We start from the raw sequence: 25,102 nt of genomic DNA on the forward strand, positions 1-25,102 counted from the left end.
TTAGTTAATGCAATACCGCTGGGGTTTCGTTCAATACCATGACCTGCAGCTTCAATACATTTGCTGCAGGATCTTCAGGGCATTGATCGATGAAATATTGATAGTCCTGCGCCGCCAAATGGCTCACTTCTAGTTGTTGATAGATGTACCCCCGATCTCTGTGTTCGTGGGGATCTTCGGGACTAAAATGCAGCGCAAGGTCACTACAACGCAAAGCCAAAGGATAGTTTTCTTCTCGAATTAGTGCCCCTTTTGCGACACCAAGCCAGCGGCCAATAATGGTCGAATGTTCCGTCGCTTTCAGGTCTTTTTCTTTGATCTCGGCAACAGGGCCTTCTTGACCAATCAGCCATGCCTGCATCAAATGTTGGGTAACAAATACACCTTCGAAAGGATCAAAATAACTTGGTTCACGACTATCACGCCAATCCACGCGCAAAAGAAACTGCGTTGGAAAATTGACGGCTTTAACAGGCAATTCCATATCTTCCGCGATGTAGAGGAAAATCGCCCCCAGCGTGACGGGAGAGCCAGAACGCGCTTCAAGCACCTTGGAAAGAAATAAATTATCTGAATGGTAAAAAGATTCGTGGTCACCACAAAACCCCCATTCACCATAGAATAGGCGCACCAGACAGTCGAACCGATCTCGCTCGTCTGGTAACACCATACAGTGTTGTTCAGCGTCTTCAGCAAGGTCATCCAGTGCATTCATCACCGCCTCAAAGGGCTGAGAAGGGTCAATCAACGCGTTCAAACGCGCGCCTCCCTCAGCGAGCGGCATTGTATCTAATTGATCGTCAGTAAATTGGTACATCTTATTCTCAAATCACCCAAACAGGGTCGTCGATTTGGTCACGGCAATATTGTAAGCCATGACTAACCAGCCCATTGCCCCCAAAAAGCAAAAGGTTTGGAATAGGCGGCTATGGCTACGAAACGCAAACACACCCAACGCGATATAGGCCAACACACACGACAGCTTCGTCGTTAACCATTCACCCGCAGGCGTGAAAGGCATAAAACCCGTCAGCATGACTAATGCCACACCGCTCAACAACAAAAAGGTATCAATGGCATGCGGTGCAATCTTTAATGCCCGCTTCTGTAGCAATGGCGAATCTGTTACTTTCAAACCAAAACGAAAAATAAACAACACTGCGCTTAATACAATTAACAGTAAATGCGTGTGCTTCAATGCCATATACATGTTCATAATCCTTTCCAACACCCCATCGTCACGCGGTCATGCCCCGCATAATCTTGTTCAGTGACAACATCGCAATATCCCAGCGCCGTTAAGCAGTCTCTCGCTAACGGGCCCTGATCATAACCATGTTCAAACATCAGCCAGCCACCGTCAGATAAGTGGCAACGACCCTGTTCTGCAATCCATTCGATATCCGCCATACCTTGCTTGTCAGCGATTAGCGCACTCAGCGGTTCAAAGCGCACATCACCTTGCGTCAAATGCTCGTCATCTGGGTCGATATACGGCGGGTTACTCACAATGACAGCAAACTTTGTGCCGTCTTGTAGTGGCGAATACCAACTCCCCTGCAAAAACGTGGCATTTTCGATAGATAAGGCCGTCGCATTCGACTTAGCCAACGATACGGCTTCTGGCTGCAGATCAATCCCAGTCAATTGACAGTCTGGCCTTTCACTCGCCAACGCCAGCGCAACGGCTCCTGTTCCCGTCCCCAGATCAAGGACATCTCCTCCCGAAGACGGTAGTTTCTGTAACGCTAACTCAACCAGTCTTTCTGTATCTGGGCGAGGAATCAAGGTAGAGGGTGCGACTTGCAACGGCAGTGACCAGAACTCCCTCACCCCCGTAATGTAAGCCACTGGCTCACCAGACAAACGCCGAGAGAGGAAAACCTGAAGCTGATCGCTTTGCGTTGCGGTCAACGCTTTATCAGGCCAAGTGAACAGATAGCTTCGCGGTTTATCAAGCACCGATAGCAACAAGACTTCTGCATCAATGGCGGGGCTCGATGAGCCCGCCGTTGTCAGTTGCTGCTTGGCATACTTTAACCACTGCTCAACAGTCATAGCGACAGACACAACTTAGTTATTATCAGCCAAGGCGGCAAGTTGGTCAGCTTGGTGCTCTTGTAAGACAGGATCAACCAAACAACCGACATCCCCTTCCATCACTTCGTTTAAACGGTAAACAGTCAGGTTAATACGGTGGTCTGAGACGCGACCTTGCGGGTAGTTGTAAGTACGAATTCGGTCACTACGATCACCACTGCCGAGTAAGTTACGACGTGTTGAGGCTTCTTCAGCGTGACGTTTCTCTTCTTCCGCTTTCGTAATACGCGCCGCTAACACAGACATCGCTTTTGCTTTATTCTTGTGCTGCGAACGCTCGTCTTGACACTCGACAACAATACCGGTCGGTAAGTGAGTAATACGAATCGCTGAGTCCGTGGTATTAACGTGCTGACCACCCGCGCCAGACGCTCGGAATGTATCAATTTTCAAGTCGCCTGCGTTGATTTCAGGGATCTCGGCTTCCGGCACTTCCGGTAACACTGCAACCGTACAGGCAGACGTATGAATGCGACCTTGTGATTCAGTTGCCGGAACACGCTGAACGCGATGTCCACCAGATTCAAACTTCATCACACCATAAGCGCCATCGCCTGACACTTTAGCAATCATCTCTTTGTAGCCACCTTGTTCACTGGCATTGGCACTCATCACTTCAACACGCCAACTCTTTGACTCGGCAAACTTGCTGTACATGCGGAAAAGATCGCCCGCAAAGATACCGGCTTCATCGCCACCCGCACCAGCGCGGATCTCAACAAAACAGTTGCGCTCATCATTGGGATCTTTTGGTAAGAGAAGAATCTGTAGCTCATCCGTCAACGATTCAATGGTGGCTTTTGCGTCTTTGATCTCTTCTTGCGCCATTTCGCGCATTTCAGGATCGTCTTCGTTTGCCATCTCTTCTGCCGCGTCGAGATCTTCTTGCGCTTGTTGGTAACGCTGAAAACACTGCGTTACTTCTTCTAACTGCGAGTATTCACGGGATAGTGCGCGGAATCGGTCTTGATCACCAATGATTTCAGGATCACCCAACAGATGTTGAACCTCTTCATAACGCTCTACTAGCGTCTGAAGCTTTTGTAAAATAGATGCTTTCATAGGAGTTCGATTTGGTTAGTCTTCCATGCCTAGTGTGGCACGTATTTGCGCCAAGCGTTCAGGCTCACCGTCTTGGGCCGCCTGTTGCATGGCACGTGTCGGTGCATGGATCAGTTTATTAGTCAGTTTGTTACTTAGCTCGGTAAGCAGCTGCTCTGGATCGCCTCCATTTTGCAGCGCATGCAGTGCGCGTTGTAAGGCATCCTGCTTGACGGCTTCCGCTTGCTGGCGGTACTCACGAATGCTATCTACCGCTTCCAACGAGCGTAGCCAGTGCATGAAATCAGCACTCTCTTCACTCACAATCACCTCAGCTTGCATCGCTGCGGCTTTTCGTTGTTCGATATTCTTATCAATTATCGATTGTAAATCGTCGACAGTATAAAGGTAGACGTCACGCAAGTCGCCTACTTCCGACTCAATATCACGTGGTACAGCAATATCAACCATCAACATTGGCTGATGACGGCGCTGCTTCAGTGCTTTTTCAACCATGCCTTTGCCGACAATGGGTAGTGGACTCGCTGTCGAACTAATCACAATATCAGCGCGATGCATATTGTCAGGAATTTCAGGGAGCCCGATGACCTCTGCACCAAACTCTTCAGCAAGAGACTGCGCATTTTCTGGCGTTCGGTTAGCGATAATCAATGTTTTACATCCATGTTCATAGAGATGACGAGCGACTAGCTCAATGGTTTCTCCCGCGCCAATCAACATCACGGTTGTTTCGTGTAGTGCTTCAAATATCTGCTTTGCCAATGAACACGCCGCGTACGCAACCGACACGGCATTACCGCCGATATCCGTTTCCGTTCGCACGCGTTTCGCGACAGTAAAGCTTTTTTGAAACAGTTTCTCTAGCAAGCCATGCACCGTCGATGCTTCACGAGAATGGGAGTACGCTTGCTTTATTTGCCCGAGAATTTGTGGTTCACCCAAAACGAGGGAGTCTAAACCACAGGCGACACGCATAAGATGCTTAACAGCGGCTTGTTCTTCATGAAGGTAAAGACTCGGCATCAAGTCTTCTAAGCTGATATCGTGAAATTGGCTTAACCAATCAATGAGACCATGATTCCCTTTGCCATCTAATTGACAATAGAGCTCGGTGCGATTGCATGTCGACACAATAACGCCGCCGTCTACCTGCTCTCTATGCGCTAATTCCGTTAGCGCATTCGACAGCTTTTCAGGGGAAAACGCGACTTTTTCGCGCAACTCCACCGATGCCGTCTTATGATTTATTCCTAATACAAGCAGGGTCATGGGAGTGAATTTTTATTCTCTACAGCCAGTGTTCGACAATTTGAGGGGCAATTTTACTTGATGACCCTAATGAATAAAAGCAAACTATTTTTCTACTCGGGCCAAAATGGAAACAACTTGTGATCAATCACGCGCTATTTCGCTCCTACAAAAATAAAGCGGATATTTGTAAGCTTTTCAAACTGCTTTTCACCATTTTTACTGTTTCAGGTTGTGCAACCCTTGAACCAACCCAAACCGAATGGGATAAACATCAATCTCAACTCACTTCGCTCACGCACTATACCGCCAAAGGTCGACTTGCGTACAAAGGTGAAGATCAACGTGTCAGTGCAACGCTCTATTGGGCACAGTCTCCCGAACAGACAGAGATCAAACTGATCAACTTTTTAGGCAAAACGCTTCTCTCGGTTAATAAGAACGCCAATCGCACCCTAGTGACTGATCTCGATGGTAACCAGCACATCGGTCATGATATCAACCATATGACCTATTACTTGACAGGACTGCGTATTCCCGTCGAGGAACTGCAAGACTGGATGATTGGATTACCCACAGGTGCGGATAGCTATCAGCTCAATGAACAGCAACGACTGGCCTCCTTGCAAGTTTCTACTCAAGGGCAAGAATGGGAGATGCGCGTCGATAGCTACCACTACGACCTCGACCCAGCATTACCCCAAAAGCTCACTCTGCGAAACGAAACGCAGCGAATTACTGTCATCATCAATCAATGGGACTTTGAATGACTTTCTCAGCGACACAATGGCCTTCACCCGCCAAATTGAACCTTTTTCTCTACGTCAATGGCCGCCGTGACGATGGCTATCACGAGCTACAAACCCTATTCCAATTTGTTGACCACGGCGATACGCTGACAATTACACCTAATCAAACTGGGAAAATCACCCTTGCTCCGGCTATCGACGGGGTCCCACTCGAAAGTAACTTGATCTATAAGGCCGCCATCGCACTGCAAGAAAAGGCACAATCCACCCTTGGGGCCGATATTCACCTCGATAAACGGTTACCAATGGGCGGTGGTTTAGGCGGCGGTTCTTCAAATGCGGCTACGGCATTGGTGGCACTCAACCATTTATGGGATACCCAACTCAGTGAAGATGAGCTCGCAGAGATTGGCGTGAAACTCGGTGCTGATGTCCCCGTTTTTGTTCGGGGTAAAGCAGCCTTTGCTGAAGGTGTCGGCGAAATTTTTCAGGCAGCCGAGCCGGAAGAGAAATACTACTTAGTCGTCAAACCTCCAGTGGATGTTTCCACTGTGTCCATTTTCACTCACCCTAAATTGACAAGAAACACCCCAAAACGTGATTTATCAACGCTTCTCAGCCAGAATTACGAAAACGATTGCGAAAAGATTGTCACTGAACTGCATCCGGAGGTTGATAAGGCACTTTCGTGGCTGCTAGAATACGCGCCGTCAAGATTGACCGGTACTGGCGCATGCGTGTTTGCCGAGTTCCAAACACGTGAAGATGCCGTTACCGTATTTAACAAATTACCCGACTGGCTAGAGGGTTTTGTTGCAAAAGGCATCAATAGATCACCTTTGTTGATTGCATTGCAACGCTCCTAAGTCAGAACCCATTTTGGACGCAACCCTGAGGTTTCCACCGTGCCTGATATGAAGCTGTTTACTGGTAACGCGACACCAGAACTAGCCCAACGCATCGCTGATCGTCTTTACATCTCTTTAGGAGATGCATCTGTTGGTCGTTTCTCTGATGGTGAAATTGCAGTACAGATCAATGAAAATGTCCGTGGTAGCGACGTCTTCATTATCCAATCTACCTGCGCACCGACAAACGACAACTTAATGGAACTGATCGTTATGATCGATGCCCTGCGCCGCGCTTCTGCAGGTCGTATTACCGCTGTAATCCCTTACTTCGGTTATGCCCGTCAAGACCGCCGTGTGCGTTCATCTCGTGTGCCTATCACTGCAAAGGTGATTGCAGACTTCCTTTCAAACGTTGGCGTTGACCGCGTTCTGACAGTGGACCTGCACGCTGAGCAGATTCAAGGTTTCTTCGATGTACCAGTAGATAACATCTTTGGTTCACCTGTTCTTCTAGAAGATATGCAAGCGCGTGACCTAGAGAACCCTGTTGTGGTTTCTCCAGACATCGGTGGTGTTGTGCGTGCACGTGCAACAGCAAAACTGCTTGATGACACAGACATTGCTATCATCGACAAGCGTCGTCCACGTGCAAACGTGTCTCAAGTAATGCACCTTATCGGTGACGTCGAAGGTCGTGACTGCATCATCGTTGATGACATGATTGATACGGGTGGCACACTCTGTAAAGCCGCTGAAGCACTAAAAGAGCGTGGCGCGAAGCGTGTATTTGCTTACGCAACCCACCCTGTGTTCTCTGGTAACGCACCACAAAACATCAAAGATTCTGTGATTGACGAAGTGATCGTGACTGACTCAATCCCACTTTCTGAAGAGATGATTGCAACAGGCAAAGTAAAACAACTTACGCTGTCTGGTATGCTAGCTGAAGCGATTCGTCGCATCAGCAACGAAGAGTCTATCTCTGCAATGTTCAACGCGTAATCCTGACACGTTTGAACAGACTAAGCACCCCGCTTCGGCGGGGTGTTGTCGTTTAGGGTTTGTGCTACTATAAGCCACTTTTTTAAACCTATCATGCTGAGAGACACGTAAGTGAGTGAGTCTATTCGCCTTCTGGTTGGCCTAGCTAACCCAGGTAAAGAATATGAACGAACCCGCCACAATGCGGGCGCATGGGTGGTCGAAGAACTCGCCCGCATGCACAATGTCGTACTGAAAAACGATCCAAAGTACTTTGGTTTAACCGGTCGAATCACCCTCAATGGCAGTGATTTACGCCTACTTATTCCAACCACTTTTATGAATCTGTCTGGAAAATCGGTGTCGGCGTTGGCCAAATTTTATCAACTGCCCATCGAATCAATCATGGTCGCACATGATGAACTAGACTTGCCTCCAGGCGTCGCGAAGTTCAAAAAAGGGGGCGGTCACGGCGGTCATAATGGATTACGTGACATCATCAGCAAGATGGGAAACAACAAAGATTTCTATCGCCTAAGGGTTGGCATTGGTCACCCGGGTGATAAAAACCGCGTTGCGGGTTTTGTGTTAGGTAAAGCTCCTACCAAAGAGCAAGAGTGCATTGATGCGGCAGTCGATGAGGCAACTCGCTGTCTCGACATCTTATTAAAAGATGGTTTGAACAAAGCACAGAATCGCCTACATACATTTAAAGCTGAATAGCTATTACTGAATTTACGAACAAAGGGTTCCATCAATGGGTTTTAAATGCGGTATCGTCGGTTTGCCAAACGTGGGTAAATCAACGCTTTTCAATGCGTTAACTAAAGCAGGTATCGAAGCTGCGAACTTTCCTTTCTGTACAATTGAGCCAAATACAGGGGTTGTTCCTGTACCCGATCTTCGTCTTGATGCACTGGCTGACATCGTTAGCCCAGAACGCATCATGCCAACAACCATGGAGTTTGTTGACATTGCAGGTCTGGTTGCGGGCGCATCAAAAGGGGAAGGTTTAGGTAACAAGTTTCTCGCAAACATTCGCGAAACTGACGCGATTGGTCACGTTGTGCGCTGTTTTGAGAACGAAAACATCGTTCACGTTGCAGGTAAAATTAACCCGCTTGAAGATATCGAAGTCATTAACCTTGAGTTAGCATTATCGGACCTTGATACCTGTGAGCGTGCTATTCAACGCCAAGCAAAACGCGCTAAAGGCGGTGACAAAGACGCGAAGTTTGAAATTGCCGTACTTGAAAAATTATTGCCAACGTTAACAGAAGGCGGCATGGCACGCGCTGTCGAGTTAGCAAAAGAAGAACGCGCCGCCATTGAGTACCTCAACTTCCTAACACTGAAGCCAACCATGTACATTGCTAATGTCAATGATGACGGCTTTGAAGACAACCCTTTCTTAGACCAAGTGCGTGAGCATGCGGCGAAAGAAAATGCTGTTGTAGTGCCTGTTTGTGCCGCCATTGAATCAGAAATCGCAGAACTCGATGATGCAGACCGTGAAGAGTTCCTTGCCGATATGGGGATTGAAGAGCCAGGGCTAAACCGCGTTATTCGTAGCGGTTATGAGCTATTGAACCTTCAGACTTACTTTACGGCAGGCGTAAAAGAAGTGCGTGCATGGACAATTCCTGTCGGTGCGACAGCGCCACAAGCCGCGGGTAAAATCCACACCGATTTTGAAAAAGGCTTTATCCGAGCAGAAGTCGTTGGTTACGACGCCTACATTGAGCACCGTGGCGAAAGCGGCGCAAAAGATGCGGGTAAATGGCGTCTAGAAGGTAAAGATTACATCGTAAAAGATGGCGATGTGGTTCACTTCCGCTTCAACGTTTAATTTTTATACGTTTACTCTCTGAATTAGAAGGCTACCAGCAGGTAGCCTTTTCTTGCTTGATAGACTGTTTTTCGATGTAGTCCACTAGACCGTCAAAGCAGTGCCTTGCTGACAAACCTAGAAATTTTCGCTGAACAAGCATCTCGAAGTCGCTTGCGTATACGCACCAAGCCAAGAAGCTGTCGAAATTCAATTTGTCTGCTTGTGCTGAAAAACGGCACATTTGGTCGATGTTTACAACGTTTTGTCCAAATAAACAGCGAACGGTTTAGAAATCCAAGATTCTGCAAAAAAACAGTTGACGGTTTTTTCTGAGATAAGCATAATGCGCCCCGTTCCCGACACAGCGGCTTCGAAAGAAAACGTCGTGAGGAAACAGAAAATCAGAGAAATGGCTACGTAGCTCAGTTGGTTAGAGCACATCACTCATAATGATGGGGTCACAGGTTCGAATCCCGTCGTAGCCACCATTCTCCCTCCTTGCAGGAGGTACAACTTGAAAATGCGCGGGTGGCGAAATTGGTAGACGCACCAGATTTAGGTTCTGGCGCCGCAAGGTGTGAGAGTTCAAGTCTCTCCTCGCGCACCATCTTCAAGTAGACAAAATGATTTTTGTAGGGCTATCGCCAAGCGGTAAGGCAGCGGCTTTTGATGCCGCCATTCCCTGGTTCGAATCCAGGTAGCCCTGCCATAATTTTTAAGGTATACTGCTTCGCTCTCAAAAGTGCGAGTGATATACAGGATGGCTACGTAGCTCAGTTGGTTAGAGCACATCACTCATAATGATGGGGTCACAGGTTCGAATCCCGTCGTAGCCACCATTGATTCGTTGTTAACTCCGGTTGAGTAACAACTACTTGGTAGTAGTAAGCACTGCTAAGCAAAATTTGTGCGCGGGTGGCGGAATTGGTAGACGCACCAGATTTAGGTTCTGGCGCCGCAAGGTGTGAGAGTTCAAGTCTCTCCTCGCGCACCATTATTTAGAACGTGTCGTAGACACTTTCTGCAGGGCTATCGCCAAGCGGTAAGGCAGCGGCTTTTGATGCCGCCATTCCCTGGTTCGAATCCAGGTAGCTCTGCCACTATTTCACATAGTGGCTATACAATTAGCGATTATGTACGTTGGCTACGTAGCTCAGTTGGTTAGAGCACATCACTCATAATGATGGGGTCACAGGTTCGAATCCCGTCGTAGCCACCATTATTTTAGATAACTTGCTACAAGTCATCTAACCTCAATGATTGACATCTATTGTTTTCATTGAGAAAAATTTAGAAAACAAATTATGCGCGGGTGGCGGAATTGGTAGACGCACCAGATTTAGGTTCTGGCGCCGCAAGGTGTGAGAGTTCAAGTCTCTCCCCGCGCACCATAATTTGATAAGTATCTGTTGATACTATCTACAGGGCTATCGCCAAGCGGTAAGGCAGCGGCTTTTGATGCCGCCATTCCCTGGTTCGAATCCAGGTAGCCCTGCCACTTTTCCTTACGAAAGTAAGTGTAAAAGTAGCAACACAATCAGTAATGCGCGGGTGGCGGAATTGGTAGACGCACCAGATTTAGGTTCTGGCGCCGCAAGGTGTGAGAGTTCAAGTCTCTCCTCGCGCACCATTGACTCTCTAGTCAAATTACACTGATTTAAAGCTGTTTTTTCGGTCGCTATGCAGCCCATGTGGTGAGCTAGCACAAAACTTGAAAACAAATTATGCGCGGGTGGCGGAATTGGTAGACGCACCAGATTTAGGTTCTGGCGCCGCAAGGTGTGAGAGTTCAAGTCTCTCCCCGCGCACCATAATTTGATAAGTATCTGTTGATACTATCTACAGGGCTATCGCCAAGCGGTAAGGCAGCGGCTTTTGATGCCGCCATTCCCTGGTTCGAATCCAGGTAGCCCTGCCACTTTTCCTTACGAAAGTAAGTGTAAAAGTAGCAACACAATCAGTAATGCGCGGGTGGCGGAATTGGTAGACGCACCAGATTTAGGTTCTGGCGCCGCAAGGTGTGAGAGTTCAAGTCTCTCCTCGCGCACCATTGACTCTCTAGTCAAATTACACTGATTTAAAGCTGTTTTTACGGTCGCTATGCAGCCCATGCGGTGAGCTAGCACAAAACTTGAAAACAAATTATGCGCGGGTGGCGGAATTGGTAGACGCACCAGATTTAGGTTCTGGCGCCGCAAGGTGTGAGAGTTCAAGTCTCTCCCCGCGCACCATAATTTGATAAGTGTCTTTTGATACTTTCTACAGGGCTATCGCCAAGCGGTAAGGCAGCGGCTTTTGATGCCGCCATTCCCTGGTTCGAATCCAGGTAGCCCTGCCACTTCTTTCTAACTCTGCAAGCCATCGCTTGCTAAGTTACGATAAGTTGTTATTCAAAACCCAGCCTCGGCTGGGTTTTGTCGTTTATCTCTTTGCATCTTTCAAAGTCTGCCCTAAATAATCAGAAGTTCCACGGAATAAAAAAGGTAGCTTACGCTACCTTCTCTTTCGATATCATTTTGAGCTACAACCCCATCGCGTACTTCAAAGCCTGCGCTTTTACTGGACCCGCTTTTTCTGCCAAGGCTAACCCGGCATTTCGTAGCAGCTTCAACGGCGGCAAATCATTGCTGAAGACACCATAGAACAGATCCATTGTTGACTGCATCAAGCTATTGTCAGCGCGACGCCGACACTCATACTGTTGGAGTAAAGGCAAAGGTGAAGAAAAATCATCGACCTCAGCGGCGAGCCCTAGAAAAGCAGAGACATCTTTAAAACCAAGATTTACCCCCTGTCCTGCTAGCGGATTAATCGTATGGGCGGCATCACCCATTAATACGACTCGGCCAGAGAAATATTGCTGCGCATGACGACGAGTCAACGGAAACGCCCCATGGCGAATGACTTTCACCTCACCTAGCTCTTCAGGGAAATGCTCGTCGATTGCCTGTTCGAGCTGTTTATTGCTCATCATACCGAGCTGGCGAATTCGCTGTGGTGAGTCATACCACACCAGTGAGGCTTGATGTCCCGGCAGCGGTAAAAATGAACGAGGGCCTTGGGGAGTAAACTGTTGCCAAGTTATATCCTGTTGGGCAGCTTCCGTTTCAACGTTGATCAACATGCAATGCTGGCGGTAATCGAAACTTGTAATCCCAATCCCGGCCAATTGGCGGACTTTTGAGTTGGCACCATCAGCAGCAACCACCAATTCAGAGAAGATCTGCTCTCCACTTTCCAGTGTCAACAGCACCTCATTGCCCCGCTCTTCCAAGGAGACTAATCGGTCAGGACAATATAGACGTAATCGAGGAAAATGCCGAAACTGCGCCCAAAGTGATAACTGAATCAATCGGTTCTCAACGATGTAACCTAACCAATCTCGGTTTAAACCTTCAGTGCTAAAACGCGTACGACATAAGGGATGCTCCCACGTCTCTAAACGTCGAAAAGGGCATAAACGCATGGCTTTCAAGCCCTCCCAGCTCTCAAGCGCATCCAACAGCTTGACGGAATGAGGCGAAATGGCTGAAACACGCAGATCCATGGGTTGTGTTGCGTCAAAGGCAGTTGGCTGCTGCCCTTCGATAACCGCGACACGTTTTCCCTGTTGGGCCAAACCCAATGCAGCAGCAGCACCCACCATACCGCCACCAACGACCACGCAATCGAAGCGTTCCATGGTGATTCCTTGTCTAAATTCAATTAACCGCAGTTTATCATGAGGTTATTCAAGAGTTCGAGATGGCAGTGCGTTTTCGCCTCAAATCGTTAACCAAAGCCAAAGCGTAAACTTAAATTCCCACACTCGATTCAGGGTGGTGAGGATCTAGTCAGAGACGGCGTAAAGCAGTACAATACGCGGCTTGCTAATGGTCCGGTGGCGTAAAAACGTGACATCAGGCCCTATCATTCCACAGAAATGATCTGTGCAAGCACTGTTGAAGCAACCAAACATAGTTAAAACAAAGAGTAAGAGATGGCGAAAAAACTGCTGATTAGAACCTGGGGCTGCCAGATGAACGAATACGATTCATCAAAAATGGCCGACTTGCTAAATGCCGCTAACGGCTATGAGCTTACCGAGGATCCAGAAGAAGCAGATGTGCTACTCCTGAATACCTGCTCTATCCGTGAAAAAGCGCAAGAGAAGGTATTCCACCAACTAGGTCGCTGGAAAAACCTGAAAGACAAGAATCCAGAGCTTGTTATCGGTGTTGGCGGCTGCGTTGCGACCCAAGAGGGTGATCACATCCGAGACCGTGCTCCATACGTTGACGTTATCTTTGGCCCACAGACACTACACCGTCTGCCTGAGATGATTAAGCAGTCTCGTAGCGATCATGCGCCTGTGATGGATATCTCTTTCCCAGAGATCGAAAAGTTCGACCGCTTGCCTGAGCCGCGCGCTGAAGGTCCAACCGCCTTCGTGTCGATCATGGAAGGCTGTTCGAAGTACTGTACCTACTGTGTCGTGCCTTACACCCGTGGTGAAGAAGTTAGCCGACCTCTCGACGACGTGCTTTTCGAAATTGCGCAGTTGGCAGAACAAGGGGTACGAGAGGTCAACCTACTCGGCCAAAACGTCAATGCCTACCGTGGTGACACGCACGATGGTGAGATCTGCAGCTTTGCTGAGTTACTGCGCTATGTCGCGGCCATCGATGGTATCGATCGCATTCGCTTTACCACCAGCCACCCGATTGAGTTTACTGATGACATCATCGCTGTCTACGAAGATACGCCTGAGCTCGTCAGCTTCTTGCACCTTCCAGTGCAAAGTGGTTCGGATCGCATCCTCACCTTGATGAAGCGCCCACACACCGCGATTGAATACAAGTCGATCATTCGTAAGCTACGCAAAGCGCGTCCTGATATTACGATAAGCTCTGACTTCATCGTTGCCTTCCCTGGCGAATCAGATTTTGATTTCCAAGCGACAATGAAGCTGATCAAAGACGTTGATTTTGACATGAGCTTTAGCTTTATCTTCTCAGCACGCCCAGGTACACCAGCAGCAGATTACCCATGCGATCTTAGTGAAGAGACCAAAAAACAACGCTTGTACGAACTGCAGCAACAAGTAAATACCCAAGCAATGCGTTACTCACGTCAAATGTTAGACACTGAGCAACGTATTCTAGTGGAAGGTCCATCGAAGAAAGATCTCATGGAGCTACGTGGTCGTACTGAAAACAACCGTGTGGTTAACTTCGCAGGCTCTCCAGACTTGATCGGCCAGTTTGTCGATGTGAAGATCACGGATGTATTTAGTAACTCTCTGCGTGGAGAACTCCTACGTACCGAAGCTGATATGGACTTGCGCACTGCGATGTCTCCAGCGGAAGTCATAGAGAAAACCCGCAAAGAAGATGATTTGGGTGTAGGGGTGTATACTCCTTAATGAATCCCAATAAACGCCGCGGGTTGGGCCTCAGCCCAATCCGCAGCCTAATGTGAGGCAACATTGAGTAAAATTATTACCCTCGAGCTTGTGCTCGAACCGGCTGATAACCAACGCTTATCCAGTCTATGTGGTCCTTTCGATGACAACATCAAGCACTTAGAACGTCGTCTGGGCGTTGAAATCAATTACCGAAGCAACCAATTCTCTGTCGTCGGTAAACCCCATACTGCGGAAGCAGCGACCAAAATTCTTAAAGATCTTTACGTTGAAACAGCGCCTGTGCGCAATGTCTTCCCTGACATTGAGCCCGATATGATCCATCTGGCTATCAAAGAGTCAGGGGTGCTGGAACAGACGGAAGAGTCATCGATCCCTTACGGCAAAGAAATCTTCATCAAAACCAAAAAAGGGGTGATCAAACCGCGTACACCAAATCAGGCGCAATATGTCTCGAACATGGTTACGCACGACATTACTTTTGGTATTGGTCCTGCAGGTACAGGTAAAACCTACCTCGCCGTTGCGGCGGCCGTTGATGCGCTTGAGCGCCAAGAAGTACGCCGTATTTTGCTGACACGTCCCGCGGTTGAAGCTGGCGAAAAACTCGGTTTTTTACCGGGTGATTTGTCACAGAAAGTCGACCCCTATTTGCGTCCACTCTACGATGCCCTGTTTGAAATGATGGGCTTTGAGCGTGTCGAGAAGTTGATAGAACGTAATGTGATTGAAGTAGCGCCATTAGCGTACATGCGTGGACGAACGCTCAACGACGCCTTCATCATTCTTGATGAGAGCCAGAACACAACAGTCGAGCAGATGAAAATGTTCCTGACGCGTATCGGCTTTAATTCTCGCGCCGTCATCACGGGTGATGTTACGCAAATAGACCTACCTCGCCATGCGAAGTCAGGCCTGCGTCATGCCATTGAAGTTCTGTCAGACGTCGATGAAATCAGCTTCAACTTCTTCCAATCAGATGACGTGGTGCGTCACCCTGTTGTCGCACGGATTGTTCAAGCTTACGATGTTTGGGATGCCGAAGAGCTAAAACACAAGAAAGAAGCAGAGAAGCGACGCGCTGAACGCGAAGCTAAACAGCAAGCGCAAGAGCAACTTCAACAAGCCGCCATCCAAGCCGTAGTGAAAGCGGCAGAGACAAATCCATCATGAGCCATTATCTTGACCTGCAAATAGCGAGTGAAGAGAGCCAAGGATTGCCTTCAGAAGCGCAACTCACCGAATGGTTTGTGAATGCCGTTGGCGAACGCCGCGACGAGTCTGAAGCAACGATTCGTATCGTTGATGAAGACGAAGGCCAAGCGCTAAACGCCGAATACCGCGGCAAAGACTATCCCACGAATGTGCTTTCATTCCCGTTTGATGCCCCGCCGGGCATAGAGCTTCCACTACTAGGCGATATGATCATTTGCCGTCAGGTGGTTGAAAAAGAGGCGAAAGCGCAGAACAAACCCCTCATGTCTCATTGGGCGCATATGGTTGTACACGGCACCCTGCATCTGTTAGGTTATGATCATATCGACGATGCAGAAGCTGAAGAGATGGAATCTCTAGAAACAGCCATCATGCAGTCCATGGGGTTCTATGACCCCTACATCGAAGAGAAGGAATGAAAGCTGGCCTGCAATTAACAGACTATTGCAGGGCGCTTTCTCTCGTGTGCTATCACACATCTGATAGCGAAGTTAACTGAAGAAAAGATGAACGACGATAACTCACAAAATTCGGATGGTCCGAGTAGAAAGACCTTCTTAGAACGTATTGGCCAACTCTTTCAGGGTGAACCTCAAAATCGCGAAGAACTCGTTGAAATGTTTCGTGATAGCGAAGAAAACGACCTGATTGATCATGACACACGCGACATGCTCGAAGGTGTGATGCAAATTTCCGAAATGCGGGTACGTGACATCATGATCCCGCGCTCGCAAATGGTCACCATTGAACGTTCTCAGAAGGTTGAAGATCTGATTGACTTGATCATTGAAACAGCCCACTCGCGCTATCCCGTGATCAGTGATGATAAAGACCATGTTGAAGGGATCCTACTCGCGAAAGATTTGTTACGCTATCTTCGCCCAGACAGTGAACCTTTCAACATCGATGAAATCTTAAGACCCGCAGTGGTTGTGCCGGAAAGCAAGCGAGTCGATCGCCTGCTTAAGGAGTTCCGCGAAGAGCGCTACCACATGGCCATCGTCGTTGATGAGTTTGGCGGTGTTTCTGGGGTGATTACCATTGAAGATATTCTTGAAGAGATCGTTGGCGAAATCGAAGATGAGTTCGACGACGATGAAGAACAAGAGATCCGTAAACTGAGTAAGCACACCTATGCGGTCAAAGCACTCACCACTATCGAAGATTTCAACGAGATCTTTGATACTGAATTTAGTGATGAAGAAGTTGATACCGTTGGTGGTCTCGTAATGACGAGTTTTGGTCATCTACCTGATAAAGGTGAGGTGGTTGAGATCAACAACTACATGTTTAAAGTGACGTCAGCCGACAACCGTCGCATTGTGCAGCTTCAGGTCACGATTCCAGAAGACGCACCAAAACCGAATATAAAGTAGAGAGTCAGCGCATCGTGCCTGTTAGCTTAATCAAATATCTACGGCCCCTCGGGGCCGTTTTTTCTGGGGCAATCGCCACCTTTTCGTTTGCCCCCTATCACTGGTGGCCACTGGCAATAGTGTCAACCACTGTGCTGCTTTTGTGCCTTCACAAGCAGTCAGCCAAACAAGGGGCACTCATCGGTCTACTGTGGGGGCTTGGTCAATTTGGCACCGGTATTAGCTGGGTACATGTCAGCATTGCTAACTTTGGCGGCGTTCCCCTGCTTGTTGGCTGGTTTATGATGGCCTTGCTCATCGGCTATCTCGCCCTCTATCCAGCGGCATTTGGTTACCTCTATAACCGTTTTTTCAGGCAGTTGAGCTCACCATTGCGCCTTGTTCTCTTTGCTCCGATACTTTGGCTATTGCTCGATTGGCTCAGAGGCTGGTTCTTGACTGGCTTTCCTTGGCTATGGCTAGGTTATAGTCAAACAGAAGGGCCAATGGCTCCGATTGCACCCATTTTAGGTGTCGAAGGCATCACAGTGGCCATCGTGGTGATTAGCGCCGCGCTTGCAGGCATCATTGCAGAAAAGCGCTATCGTCTTATCAGTGCGCCTCTACTGATTGCGACAATGACCTTTGTTAGTCACCAGACACAATGGGTGACGCCAGAGCCAGAACGTAAAGTCGACATCGCAATTATTCAAGGCAACATTGCGCAAGAGCTGAAATGGCTACCCAGCCAACGTTGGCCAACACTGATGACTTATGCCGATCTCACCCGCAAGAACTGGCAAGCAGATATTGTTATTTGGCCAGAAGCCGCGATTCCGGCACTCGAAGAAGAAGTTGCGATGTTCATTGGACGTATGGACAGTGCTGCTAAGCTTAACGAGGCGACGTTAATCACTGGTGTACTCGACCATGTGGGCGAGCAAGTCTATTTCAACAACATCCTGACTATTGGTGAGAATGGCCAAGATGAGTACACCTACGAGACGGCACAACGTTATAGCAAGCATCACCTCTTGCCTTTTGGCGAATTCGTACCGTTTGAATCGATCCTACGCCCACTCGCCCCCATATTTAACTTGCCGATGTCCTCTTTTAGCCGCGGCGATTACATTCAACCGAATCTGATTGCAGGCGAGAATCAGATCGCCCCTGCACTTTGCTACGAAGTCGCATATAACGAGCAGGTTCGCCGCAATGTCACCGCCGATACAGATATTCTCTTAACACTTTCTAATGATGCGTGGTTTGGCGCTTCGATAGGGCCTCATCAACACTTAGAAATCGCACAGATGCGGGCATTAGAGTTAGGACGGCCAATGATACGCTCAACCAATACGGGAATTTCAGCCTTGATTAACCACAAAGGGCAAATCATTGCGACCATTCCGCAGTTTGAACAAACGGTGTTACGCGACTACCTCGTTCCTACCGTCGGGCAAACACCCTATCATCGCTATGGCTCTATGCCTCTTTGGATAGCAAGTTTACTTGGTCTCGGACTGCTTCTCGTTGCTCAGCGCAAGCAAAAGCCGGCGACCTGCTGCCAGTAAAACACCCCCTCAAACACAGTAAAACGCCTACTTGATAGGCGTTTTTTCTATTGCCTCTACCATATATGAGTATAAAACGTTTAAACCAACTTCCGGCTGAAAAGCCTAAAGCAATCTCGTGCGACAAGCCTTTTGAGGTTGCTTGCGTTTAAAAGTGTGACAGGGCTGCCAAGCTACATTTTGTTACGCTTTTTCAGGAGAAAAGCGTCTGTTCAGGAGTCATAAGTATACTCAAGCGCTAATAACAGACGCTTAAGCGGCAAGATTGAAAAAGGAAAGATTATGTTTCAACGGGTTAAACACGCACTGCTGCCTTTACTGGTGCTATTCATCGCCATTCCAGCATTCGCTACGGAAAACTATGAAGTAGATGCAACCCTACAACAGTTTCAGCGTGCACCTGAAACCGAGCCTTTCTTCGCGACGGCTTATGGCTACGCGGTTTTTCCATCCATCGGCAAGGGTGGGTTCTTTGTAGGAGGGGCACACGGCAGCGGTCAGGTATTCAAAGACAATGTACTGCAAGGCGAGAGTAAAATGACTCAAGTCTCGATTGGTCTTCAATTTGGCGGACAAGCCTACAGCCAAATCGTCTTCTTCCAAGATAAACGCGCTTACGATCGTTTCACCAGCGGCAGTTTTGAGTTCGATGCTCAATCTTCAGCCACAGCGTTAACCGAACATGCCTCTGCGCGTGCAGGCACACAAGGTCGTAGCGCTCAAGCCAACGAGAACGTAAACCATGCAGGCTATACCAATGGCATGGCCATTTTTACTGTCGCAAAAGGTGGATTAATGCTCGAAGCCTCCATCGCGGGTCAAAAATACAGTTACACGCCGATCATCCCAGAGACAATCTAAAACGCCTTGAACCAAAAAGCACAACGCCACATGTATCCACTTTTGTGGCGTTGACGGTTTATCAAGGCGTATGGCTATCATGGCTCAAAAGCTTGCCGACTGAACTGATCATGGCCACATCGACTGCATAACGCCACACGTTGCGGGTGATGGTAAACTTCTTGATGCTGACATTTTTCACACACCAGAATCCCCAAGCCAACAATCTCACCAGTGTTATAAATACCTTGATGTTCCAAGTCAGTGAAAACCTCATGCCACTCTAGCTGGGTTTTATCCGTAATATCAGCAAGGCTCTGCCAAATCGTGTTGGTGATGGTTTGATAAAAAAGACTCGACTGCAACGGGTAGTTATCCGTCGCATTGCGTCCGAACTCTTTTAAATCACGTTTTAAGTATTGATGAATCAGCGCCAGCTCGTCTTTCGTCATATCAGAAGCAGCTTGGAGCACTTTTTCGCTCGTCTCCACCCATTCTTTGAACGCATCTGGACTGTGTTGTAAGGCCTCTTTCGCCTCCTCCAACATGGCTTCATATCGGGCTTTTTGCTCAGGCATTGCGAATACCCCCATATTGATAATGCTTGCGTACTTGTTGACACAGGCTGCATTAGTTATTCTATGCCGATTAACTTAATTGTGTTTCAATCAAACTCACACTTTCCTGGATGCCATCGATGCAAGAACAATATCGCCCACAGGACATTGAACAGAAAGTTCAACAGCACTGGGACAACAGCAACACCTTTGTCGTTACCGAAGACGAAAGCAAAGAAAAATTCTACTGTCTTTCTATGTTCCCTTACCCAAGTGGCCGACTCCACATGGGCCACGTACGTAACTACACCATCGGTGATGTAGTCTCTCGTTTTCATCGCCTCCAAGGTAAAAACGTGATGCAACCTATGGGTTGGGATGCTTTTGGTCTACCTGCTGAAAACGCGGCGATCAAAAACAACACTGCCCCAGCTACGTGGACATACGAAAACATCGACTATATGCGTAACCAGCTTAAGCTCCTTGGCTTTGGTTACGACTGGGATCGTGAAATCGCGACGTGTCACCCTGAGTACTACAAATGGGAACAATGGTTCTTCACTAAGCTGTACGAAAAAGGCCTAGTTTACAAAAAGATGTCGACGGTAAACTGGGATCCGGTAGACCAGACAGTCCTTGCTAATGAGCAGGTGATTGATGGTCGAGGCTGGCGTTCGGGTGCCATTGTTGAGCAAAAAGAGATTCCACAGTGGTTCATTAAGATCACAGATTACGCTCAAGAGCTTCTCGACGATCTGGACAAACTCGATCATTGGCCAGAGCAAGTAAAAACCATGCAGCGCAACTGGATTGGTCGCTCGGAAGGTGTTGAGCTGACGTTTAAAGTTGACGGCCAAGCGGATCTCGAGGTCTACACCACGCGTCCAGATACGCTAATGGGTGTCACTTACGTTGGTATTGCCGCCGGTCACCCACTGGCAGCGATTGCTGCGGAAACCAACCCTGAACTTGCTGTCTTCATTGACGATTGCAAGAACAACAAAGTAGCCGAAGCCGAAATGGCGACGATGGAGAAGAAAGGCATGCCAACCGGCATGACAGCTATCCATCCACTTAACGGTCGCGAAGTACCCGTTTACGTCGCCAACTTTGTACTAATGGACTACGGCACAGGCGCTGTGATGGCGGTCCCTGGCCATGACCAACGTGACTTTGAGTTTGCCACTAAATATGGTTTAGACATTGTCCCAGTAATTAAGCCTGAAGACGGTAGCGAGCTAGACATTTCAGAAGCCGCTTACACTGAGAAAGGTGTATTGTTTAACTCGGGCGAGTTCGATGGCCTTAACTTCCAAGATGCATTTAATGCCATTGCAGGCAAGTTAGAGTCTGAAGGGAAAGGCAAGAAAACCGTTAACTTCCGCCTACGCGACTGGGGTGTATCTCGTCAGCGCTACTGGGGTTCTCCAATCCCAATGCTGAACAAAGAAGATGGCTCTGAATTAGCCGCACCTAAAGAGATGCTGCCTGTACGTCTACCTGAAGATGTGGTGATGGATGGTGTTACCTCTCCAATCAAAGCCGATCCTGAGTGGGCAAAAGCAACCGTTGATGGTCAGCCTGTGTTCCACGAAACAGACACCTTTGATACCTTCATGGAGTCATCTTGGTACTACGCGCGCTACTGTAGCCCACGCTTTGACGAAGGCATGCTTGAACCTGGCGCAGCGAACTACTGGCTACCTGTAAACCAGTACATCGGTGGTATCGAACACGCGATCCTTCACCTACTGTACTCGCGTTTCTTCCACAAACTACTTCGTGATTTTGGTCTAGTTAACTCTGATGAGCCTTTCGAGCGTCTACTTTGCCAAGGCATGGTATTGGCTGATACTTACTACCGTAAAGACGAAAAAGGCGGCGACATCTGGATTTCTCCAGAAGATGTGCTGACTGAAACCGATGAAAAAGGTCGTATCATCAAAGCTTGGCACAAAGTCGACGGCGAGCCTGTACTCTCTGCTGGCATGAGCAAGATGTCTAAGTCGAAGAACAATGGTATCGACCCGCAAACCGTTATCCAGCAGTACGGTGCCGATACAGTCCGTCTATTCATGATGTTCACTGCACCACCAGAGCAAACCCTTGAGTGGCAAGATTCGGGCGTTGAAGGCGCAAACCGTTTCCTTAAACGTGTTTGGAAGTTAGTTCGCGAGCATACCGAAAAAGGCGAAGCAAGTACCCTTGATATCGCAAGTCTAACCGCTGACCAAAAAGCACTGCGTCGTGACATTCACAAAACAATCGCGAAAGTGACCGATGACATCGAACGTCGTCAAACTTTCAATACTGCGATTGCGGCAGTGATGGAGCTGATGAACAAGCTAAACAAGGCAAGTCAAGAGACGGAACAAGACCGTGCACTGCTTGATGAAGCCTTAAAGGCCATTGTCACCATGCTTTACCCAATTACCCCGCACATCTGTTTTGAGCTATGGGAAGCGCTAGGGCAGTCTGATATCGACAACGCGGCTTGGCCTGTGGCGGATGAAGCGGCGCTTGTAGAAGACGAGAAACTGATCGTTGTTCAAGTGAATGGCAAGTTACGTGCGAAAATCACTGTTGCCGCTGACGCGTCTAAAGAAGACGTTGAAGCGCTTGGCCTCGCCGACGAGCATGTCACTAAGTTCACCGATGGTAAAACTATCCGTAAAGTGATTTACGTTCCGGGTAAACTACTCAACATCGTTGCAAACTAAGCCCCTTGACCAACGCGGCGCACGTCGCCGCGTTGGTGATTGGACACCTCATGACACCGCTAACAGCGTGAAGCCATAACGTTCACTGCTAACAAGGTAGTTTGGAAAAGAATTAAGGAGTGAATCAGTGATCACTGTTTTCCATCGTCTGTTGTCACGACGTTTTCGTCATCTTGCCCTACTCACCATGACACTGTTTATCAGTGCTTGCGGTTTTCAGCTACGTGATACTAGCCTGCTTCCACCAGAACTCGACCATGTCTCTCTCAGTAGTTTTGACATCTATGGCCCATTGAGCCGTATCATGCGGAATCAAATGAGTTTGTATGGTATTGAGCATGTACCTCCAACGGCGGATACGCCAAACTTGCACCTCTCCAGTGAGATCATTGAAGAGCGCACCCTGTCTCTGTATCAAAATAGCCGTCGAGCTGAGTATGAACTCACCATGGAAGTCTCTTATACCATTAGCTTGCCGGGCAAAGCGCCCCTGTTTTTGACGACGCAGGTGAACCGAAACTTCCTCGATAACCCGCAAACTGCACTCGCAAAATCGGTAGAACGTGAGTTGGTTGAAAACGAAATGCGTGAGCAGGCCGTCTCTCAAATCATGCGTCAACTTGCGCGTGTTAATCGTCTGTTCGAAACGACTGAAAACGACGCTGACGCGACGGATACTCAATCCTAATCTATGCGCGTATTTCCTGAACAGCTTGCGACGCAGTTAAAACAACCGCTGAAGCAAAGCTACCTACTCCTCGGCAATGAACCTTTATTGCTCAATGAATCGATGCAAACCCTGCTTCAAGCTGCACGACAGCAGGGTTTTGACGAGAAACACCACTTTGAGATCAATGCGCAAACGGACTGGCAAGCCATTTTCGACTGCTGCCAAGCCTTGAGCTTATTTTCGGCACGCCAAATCATCGTACTCAGTTTGCCCGACAATGGCCTCAATACGGCCATGAGTAAACAGCTCGTTGAACTTGCCAGCCTGCTGCATCAAGATATTTTGCTGGTTGTGCTTGGGCCAAGAATTAACAAACGCCAAGAAAGTGCACAATGGTTCAAAGCACTCACAAAAAATGGCCTCTGGGTACCGTGCAACACGCCCGATGTGCGACAGTTGCCCCGTTTTATTCAGCAACGTTGCCAGCAACTGAATCTTCAAGCAGATCATGAGTCTATACAGATGTTGGCTCAATCTCATGAAGGAAACCTGCTTGCCCTCGCACAGAGTTTAGAAAAGCTATCGCTGCTCTATCCTGATGGCCAGTTAACGCTCGTTCGCTTACAAGAATCATCCAGTCGGCATAATCACTTTACGCCCTTTCAACTGGTTGATGCGTTACTCGCCGGTCAAGCAAAACGCAGCCAACGGGTACTCACCCAGCTTCAAGGTGAAGGCGTAGAGCCCATTATCTTACTGCGTACGTTACAAAAAGAGCTTTTCCAACTTAACCGTATTCATGAAATGGGACTAGAGGGAAAAACCCTCGCAAACATTTTTGAACACCTTAAAGTGTGGCAACAACGACGACCACTTTTAACCGGCGCTTTACAACGCCTCCCTAGACAGCGTGTTACCGTATTGATTCAACATCTCGCGCAGCTCGAAGTGGAAGCGAAGACCAGTTTTGATCATGATATCTGGTTGGGACTGCGCCAATTTAGCATTGGTATGTGCGGCTTACCGATAAGCCCGCCTCCAACGCACTTGCCCTGACAACGGCGAATGCTATACTCCTTCGCTTTCAGGCTTCATCTATAATTTTTAATGCTGCGCTAATGCGGCATATTGCAGACAAATTGAGGAATTCTTTTGCAACTACAAGAACTTCAAGACTTTATTGTTGATAAAGTCGACGACATGAAAGCTGTTGATATCGTCACTCTCGATGTTGCAGGTAAATCTAGCATCACTGAAGTTATGGTTATCTGCACAGGTAACTCGAATCGCCATGTTTCATCGATTGCCGACCACGTTGAAAAAGAGAGCAAAGCAGTCGACTTTCCTCCATTTGGCATAAGTGGTCAAGACGATGCAGAGTGGGTGATCGTGGATATGGGTAGTGTGATGCTGCACATCATGCAAGAAAGCGCTCGTGAGCTTTACCAGTTAGAAAAACTGTGGAGCTAACCCCTTAATGAAGTTACAACTGATTGCCGTTGGCACTAAGATGCCAAAGTGGGTAGAAGAAGGCTACAAAGAGTACAGTCGTCGCTTCCCAAAAGACATGCCACTCGAACTCGTTGAAATCGCAGCGGGCAAACGTGGAAAAAATGCTGACATTGCGCGTATTTTGCAAAAAGAAGGCGAAGCCATGTTAGCCGCCGTGCCAAAAGGCAATCGGATTGTAACCTTAGATATCCCAGGAAAGCGCTGGGATACAGACCAACTCGCTCAGCAGTTAGAAAGCTGGAAGTTGGATGGCCGTGATGTGTCTATTCTCATTGGCGGCCCTGAAGGATTAGCGCCCGCGTGTAAGGCTGCAGCAGACCAAAGCTGGTCGCTATCGCCCCTCACCTTGCCTCACCCACTTGTCCGTGTCGTGATGGCTGAAAGCTTATACCGCGCTTGGAGCATTACCGCCAACCACCCGTATCACCGAGAATAA

23 protein-coding genes and 15 tRNA genes are annotated in these 25,102 nt (G+C 48.3%); 31 read left to right on the plus strand and 7 right to left on the minus strand.

The window, feature by feature from the left end:
* Positions 1–4 precede the first annotated feature (4 nt).
* Genes TSUB_RS12305 through hemA form a run of 5 tightly spaced genes read right to left on the minus strand, consistent with a single transcriptional unit; the run spans position 5 to position 4,431 of the window.
* The gene (locus TSUB_RS12305; RefSeq protein WP_087019347.1) at positions 5–817 is read right to left on the minus strand and encodes a SirB1 family protein; all 813 of its coding nucleotides are present in this window, start codon (positions 815–817) and stop codon (positions 5–7) included.
* 12 nt (positions 818–829) lie between these two features.
* Complete coding sequence (locus TSUB_RS12310) at positions 830–1,210, minus strand: SirB2 family protein (protein WP_087019350.1); 381 nt, start codon at positions 1,208–1,210, stop codon at positions 830–832.
* 2 nt (positions 1,211–1,212) lie between these two features.
* Positions 1,213–2,058: a peptide chain release factor N(5)-glutamine methyltransferase gene (gene prmC / locus TSUB_RS12315; protein WP_087019354.1), complete on the minus strand. Its 846-nt coding sequence runs from the start codon at positions 2,056–2,058 to the stop codon at positions 1,213–1,215.
* Between the two features lie 15 nt (positions 2,059–2,073).
* A complete protein-coding gene (prfA, locus tag TSUB_RS12320; RefSeq protein WP_087019357.1) occupies positions 2,074–3,162 on the minus strand; it encodes a peptide chain release factor 1 in 1,089 nt (362 codons plus the stop codon).
* A 15-nt stretch (positions 3,163–3,177) separates the two neighbouring features.
* Positions 3,178–4,431, minus strand: a complete 1,254-nt coding sequence (gene hemA / locus TSUB_RS12325) for a glutamyl-tRNA reductase (protein ID WP_087019360.1) — start codon at positions 4,429–4,431, stop codon at positions 3,178–3,180.
* A 119-nt stretch (positions 4,432–4,550) separates the two neighbouring features.
* Between hemA and lolB the strand changes: the two genes are divergently transcribed.
* From lolB to TSUB_RS12425, 20 genes are all read left to right on the plus strand, one after another.
* Positions 4,551–5,180 (plus strand): lipoprotein insertase outer membrane protein LolB, encoded by a 630-nt coding sequence (gene lolB / locus TSUB_RS12330; RefSeq protein ID WP_159064878.1) that lies wholly within the window; start codon positions 4,551–4,553, stop codon positions 5,178–5,180.
* Positions 5,177–6,025, plus strand: coding sequence for a 4-(cytidine 5'-diphospho)-2-C-methyl-D-erythritol kinase (ispE, locus tag TSUB_RS12335; RefSeq protein ID WP_087019365.1), 849 nt, complete (start codon positions 5,177–5,179; stop codon positions 6,023–6,025). Before lolB ends, ispE begins: the two co-directional genes overlap by 4 nt.
* 39 nt (positions 6,026–6,064) lie before the next feature.
* Positions 6,065–7,012 carry a ribose-phosphate pyrophosphokinase gene (locus tag TSUB_RS12340; protein WP_159064879.1) on the plus strand — a complete coding sequence of 316 codons (948 nt, stop codon included), beginning with the start codon at positions 6,065–6,067 and terminating at the stop codon, positions 7,010–7,012.
* Between the two features lie 111 nt (positions 7,013–7,123).
* Complete coding sequence (gene pth / locus TSUB_RS12345; RefSeq protein WP_087019368.1) at positions 7,124–7,714, plus strand: aminoacyl-tRNA hydrolase; 591 nt, start codon at positions 7,124–7,126, stop codon at positions 7,712–7,714.
* A 34-nt stretch (positions 7,715–7,748) separates the two neighbouring features.
* Positions 7,749–8,840: a redox-regulated ATPase YchF gene (gene ychF / locus TSUB_RS12350; RefSeq protein WP_087019372.1), complete on the plus strand. Its 1,092-nt coding sequence runs from the start codon at positions 7,749–7,751 to the stop codon at positions 8,838–8,840.
* A gap of 393 nt (positions 8,841–9,233) precedes the next feature.
* Positions 9,234–9,310: transfer RNA gene (locus TSUB_RS12355), tRNA-Met, on the plus strand.
* A 34-nt stretch (positions 9,311–9,344) separates the two neighbouring features.
* A tRNA-Leu gene (locus tag TSUB_RS12360) sits at positions 9,345–9,429 on the plus strand.
* A 27-nt stretch (positions 9,430–9,456) separates the two neighbouring features.
* A tRNA-Gln gene (locus TSUB_RS12365) sits at positions 9,457–9,531 on the plus strand.
* 53 nt (positions 9,532–9,584) lie between these two features.
* Positions 9,585–9,661 (plus strand) — tRNA-Met (locus TSUB_RS12370).
* Between the two features lie 70 nt (positions 9,662–9,731).
* Positions 9,732–9,816 (plus strand) — tRNA-Leu (locus tag TSUB_RS12375).
* Positions 9,817–9,847: 31 nt separating this feature from the next.
* Positions 9,848–9,922 (plus strand) — tRNA-Gln (locus TSUB_RS12380).
* A 42-nt stretch (positions 9,923–9,964) separates the two neighbouring features.
* A tRNA-Met gene (locus TSUB_RS12385) sits at positions 9,965–10,041 on the plus strand.
* A gap of 87 nt (positions 10,042–10,128) precedes the next feature.
* Positions 10,129–10,213 (plus strand) — tRNA-Leu (locus TSUB_RS12390).
* A 32-nt stretch (positions 10,214–10,245) separates the two neighbouring features.
* A tRNA-Gln gene (locus TSUB_RS12395) sits at positions 10,246–10,320 on the plus strand.
* 47 nt (positions 10,321–10,367) lie between these two features.
* A tRNA-Leu gene (locus TSUB_RS12400) sits at positions 10,368–10,452 on the plus strand.
* A 96-nt stretch (positions 10,453–10,548) separates the two neighbouring features.
* Positions 10,549–10,633 (plus strand) — tRNA-Leu (locus tag TSUB_RS12405).
* 32 nt (positions 10,634–10,665) lie between these two features.
* A tRNA-Gln gene (locus tag TSUB_RS12410) sits at positions 10,666–10,740 on the plus strand.
* Between the two features lie 47 nt (positions 10,741–10,787).
* Positions 10,788–10,872 (plus strand) — tRNA-Leu (locus TSUB_RS12415).
* A 96-nt stretch (positions 10,873–10,968) separates the two neighbouring features.
* A tRNA-Leu gene (locus TSUB_RS12420) sits at positions 10,969–11,053 on the plus strand.
* Positions 11,054–11,085: 32 nt separating this feature from the next.
* Positions 11,086–11,160 (plus strand) — tRNA-Gln (locus TSUB_RS12425).
* 183 nt (positions 11,161–11,343) lie between these two features.
* On the opposite strand, the gene TSUB_RS12430 is transcribed toward TSUB_RS12425, so the two are convergent.
* The gene (locus TSUB_RS12430; RefSeq protein ID WP_087019375.1) at positions 11,344–12,504 is read right to left on the minus strand and encodes a 2-octaprenyl-3-methyl-6-methoxy-1,4-benzoquinol hydroxylase; all 1,161 of its coding nucleotides are present in this window, start codon (positions 12,502–12,504) and stop codon (positions 11,344–11,346) included.
* 297 nt (positions 12,505–12,801) lie between these two features.
* Here TSUB_RS12430 and miaB point away from each other — a divergent pair, with 297 nt between their 5' ends.
* The 6 genes from miaB to TSUB_RS12460 all read left to right on the plus strand — a co-directional run bounded on the left by miaB (position 12,802) and on the right by TSUB_RS12460 (position 19,228).
* Positions 12,802–14,226, plus strand: coding sequence for a tRNA (N6-isopentenyl adenosine(37)-C2)-methylthiotransferase MiaB (gene miaB, locus TSUB_RS12435; protein ID WP_087019378.1), 1,425 nt, complete (start codon positions 12,802–12,804; stop codon positions 14,224–14,226).
* Between the two features lie 63 nt (positions 14,227–14,289).
* The gene (locus tag TSUB_RS12440) at positions 14,290–15,399 is read left to right on the plus strand and encodes a PhoH family protein (protein WP_087019381.1); all 1,110 of its coding nucleotides are present in this window, start codon (positions 14,290–14,292) and stop codon (positions 15,397–15,399) included.
* Positions 15,396–15,860, plus strand: coding sequence for an rRNA maturation RNase YbeY (ybeY, locus tag TSUB_RS12445; protein ID WP_087019382.1), 465 nt, complete (start codon positions 15,396–15,398; stop codon positions 15,858–15,860). The genes TSUB_RS12440 and ybeY overlap by 4 nt, the downstream gene beginning before the upstream one ends.
* An 87-nt stretch (positions 15,861–15,947) precedes the next feature.
* A complete protein-coding gene (gene corC, locus TSUB_RS12450) occupies positions 15,948–16,817 on the plus strand; it encodes a CNNM family magnesium/cobalt transport protein CorC (protein ID WP_087019384.1) in 870 nt (289 codons plus the stop codon).
* 11 nt (positions 16,818–16,828) lie between these two features.
* Entirely contained in the window at positions 16,829–18,367 is a 1,539-nt protein-coding gene (gene lnt / locus TSUB_RS12455; protein WP_087019387.1) for an apolipoprotein N-acyltransferase, read from the plus strand.
* A 282-nt stretch (positions 18,368–18,649) separates the two neighbouring features.
* The gene (locus tag TSUB_RS12460) at positions 18,650–19,228 is read left to right on the plus strand and encodes a lipid-binding SYLF domain-containing protein (RefSeq protein WP_087019390.1); all 579 of its coding nucleotides are present in this window, start codon (positions 18,650–18,652) and stop codon (positions 19,226–19,228) included.
* Between the two features lie 77 nt (positions 19,229–19,305).
* Here the strand turns inward: TSUB_RS12460 and TSUB_RS12465 are convergent, their stop codons facing one another.
* Positions 19,306–19,785, minus strand: a complete 480-nt coding sequence (locus TSUB_RS12465; protein WP_087019503.1) for a zinc ribbon-containing protein — start codon at positions 19,783–19,785, stop codon at positions 19,306–19,308.
* Positions 19,786–19,904: 119 nt separating this feature from the next.
* Between TSUB_RS12465 and leuS the strand changes: the two genes are divergently transcribed.
* The 5 genes from leuS (at position 19,905) to rlmH (ending at position 25,102) form a co-directional block, all read left to right on the plus strand.
* The gene (leuS, locus tag TSUB_RS12470; RefSeq protein ID WP_087019393.1) at positions 19,905–22,484 is read left to right on the plus strand and encodes a leucine--tRNA ligase; all 2,580 of its coding nucleotides are present in this window, start codon (positions 19,905–19,907) and stop codon (positions 22,482–22,484) included.
* 127 nt (positions 22,485–22,611) lie between these two features.
* Positions 22,612–23,172, plus strand: coding sequence for an LPS-assembly lipoprotein LptE (locus TSUB_RS12475; protein ID WP_246616365.1), 561 nt, complete (start codon positions 22,612–22,614; stop codon positions 23,170–23,172).
* Positions 23,173–23,175: 3 nt separating this feature from the next.
* A complete protein-coding gene (gene holA, locus TSUB_RS12480) occupies positions 23,176–24,210 on the plus strand; it encodes a DNA polymerase III subunit delta (RefSeq protein WP_087019396.1) in 1,035 nt (344 codons plus the stop codon).
* Between the two features lie 96 nt (positions 24,211–24,306).
* Entirely contained in the window at positions 24,307–24,624 is a 318-nt protein-coding gene (gene rsfS / locus TSUB_RS12485; protein ID WP_087019398.1) for a ribosome silencing factor, read from the plus strand.
* Positions 24,625–24,631: 7 nt separating this feature from the next.
* Positions 24,632–25,102, plus strand: a complete 471-nt coding sequence (gene rlmH / locus TSUB_RS12490; protein WP_087019401.1) for a 23S rRNA (pseudouridine(1915)-N(3))-methyltransferase RlmH — start codon at positions 24,632–24,634, stop codon at positions 25,100–25,102.

Origin of the sequence: Thaumasiovibrio subtropicus (genome assembly GCF_019703835.1) — a bacterium.
GTDB classification, from domain to species: domain Bacteria; phylum Pseudomonadota; class Gammaproteobacteria; order Enterobacterales; family Vibrionaceae; genus Thaumasiovibrio; species Thaumasiovibrio subtropicus.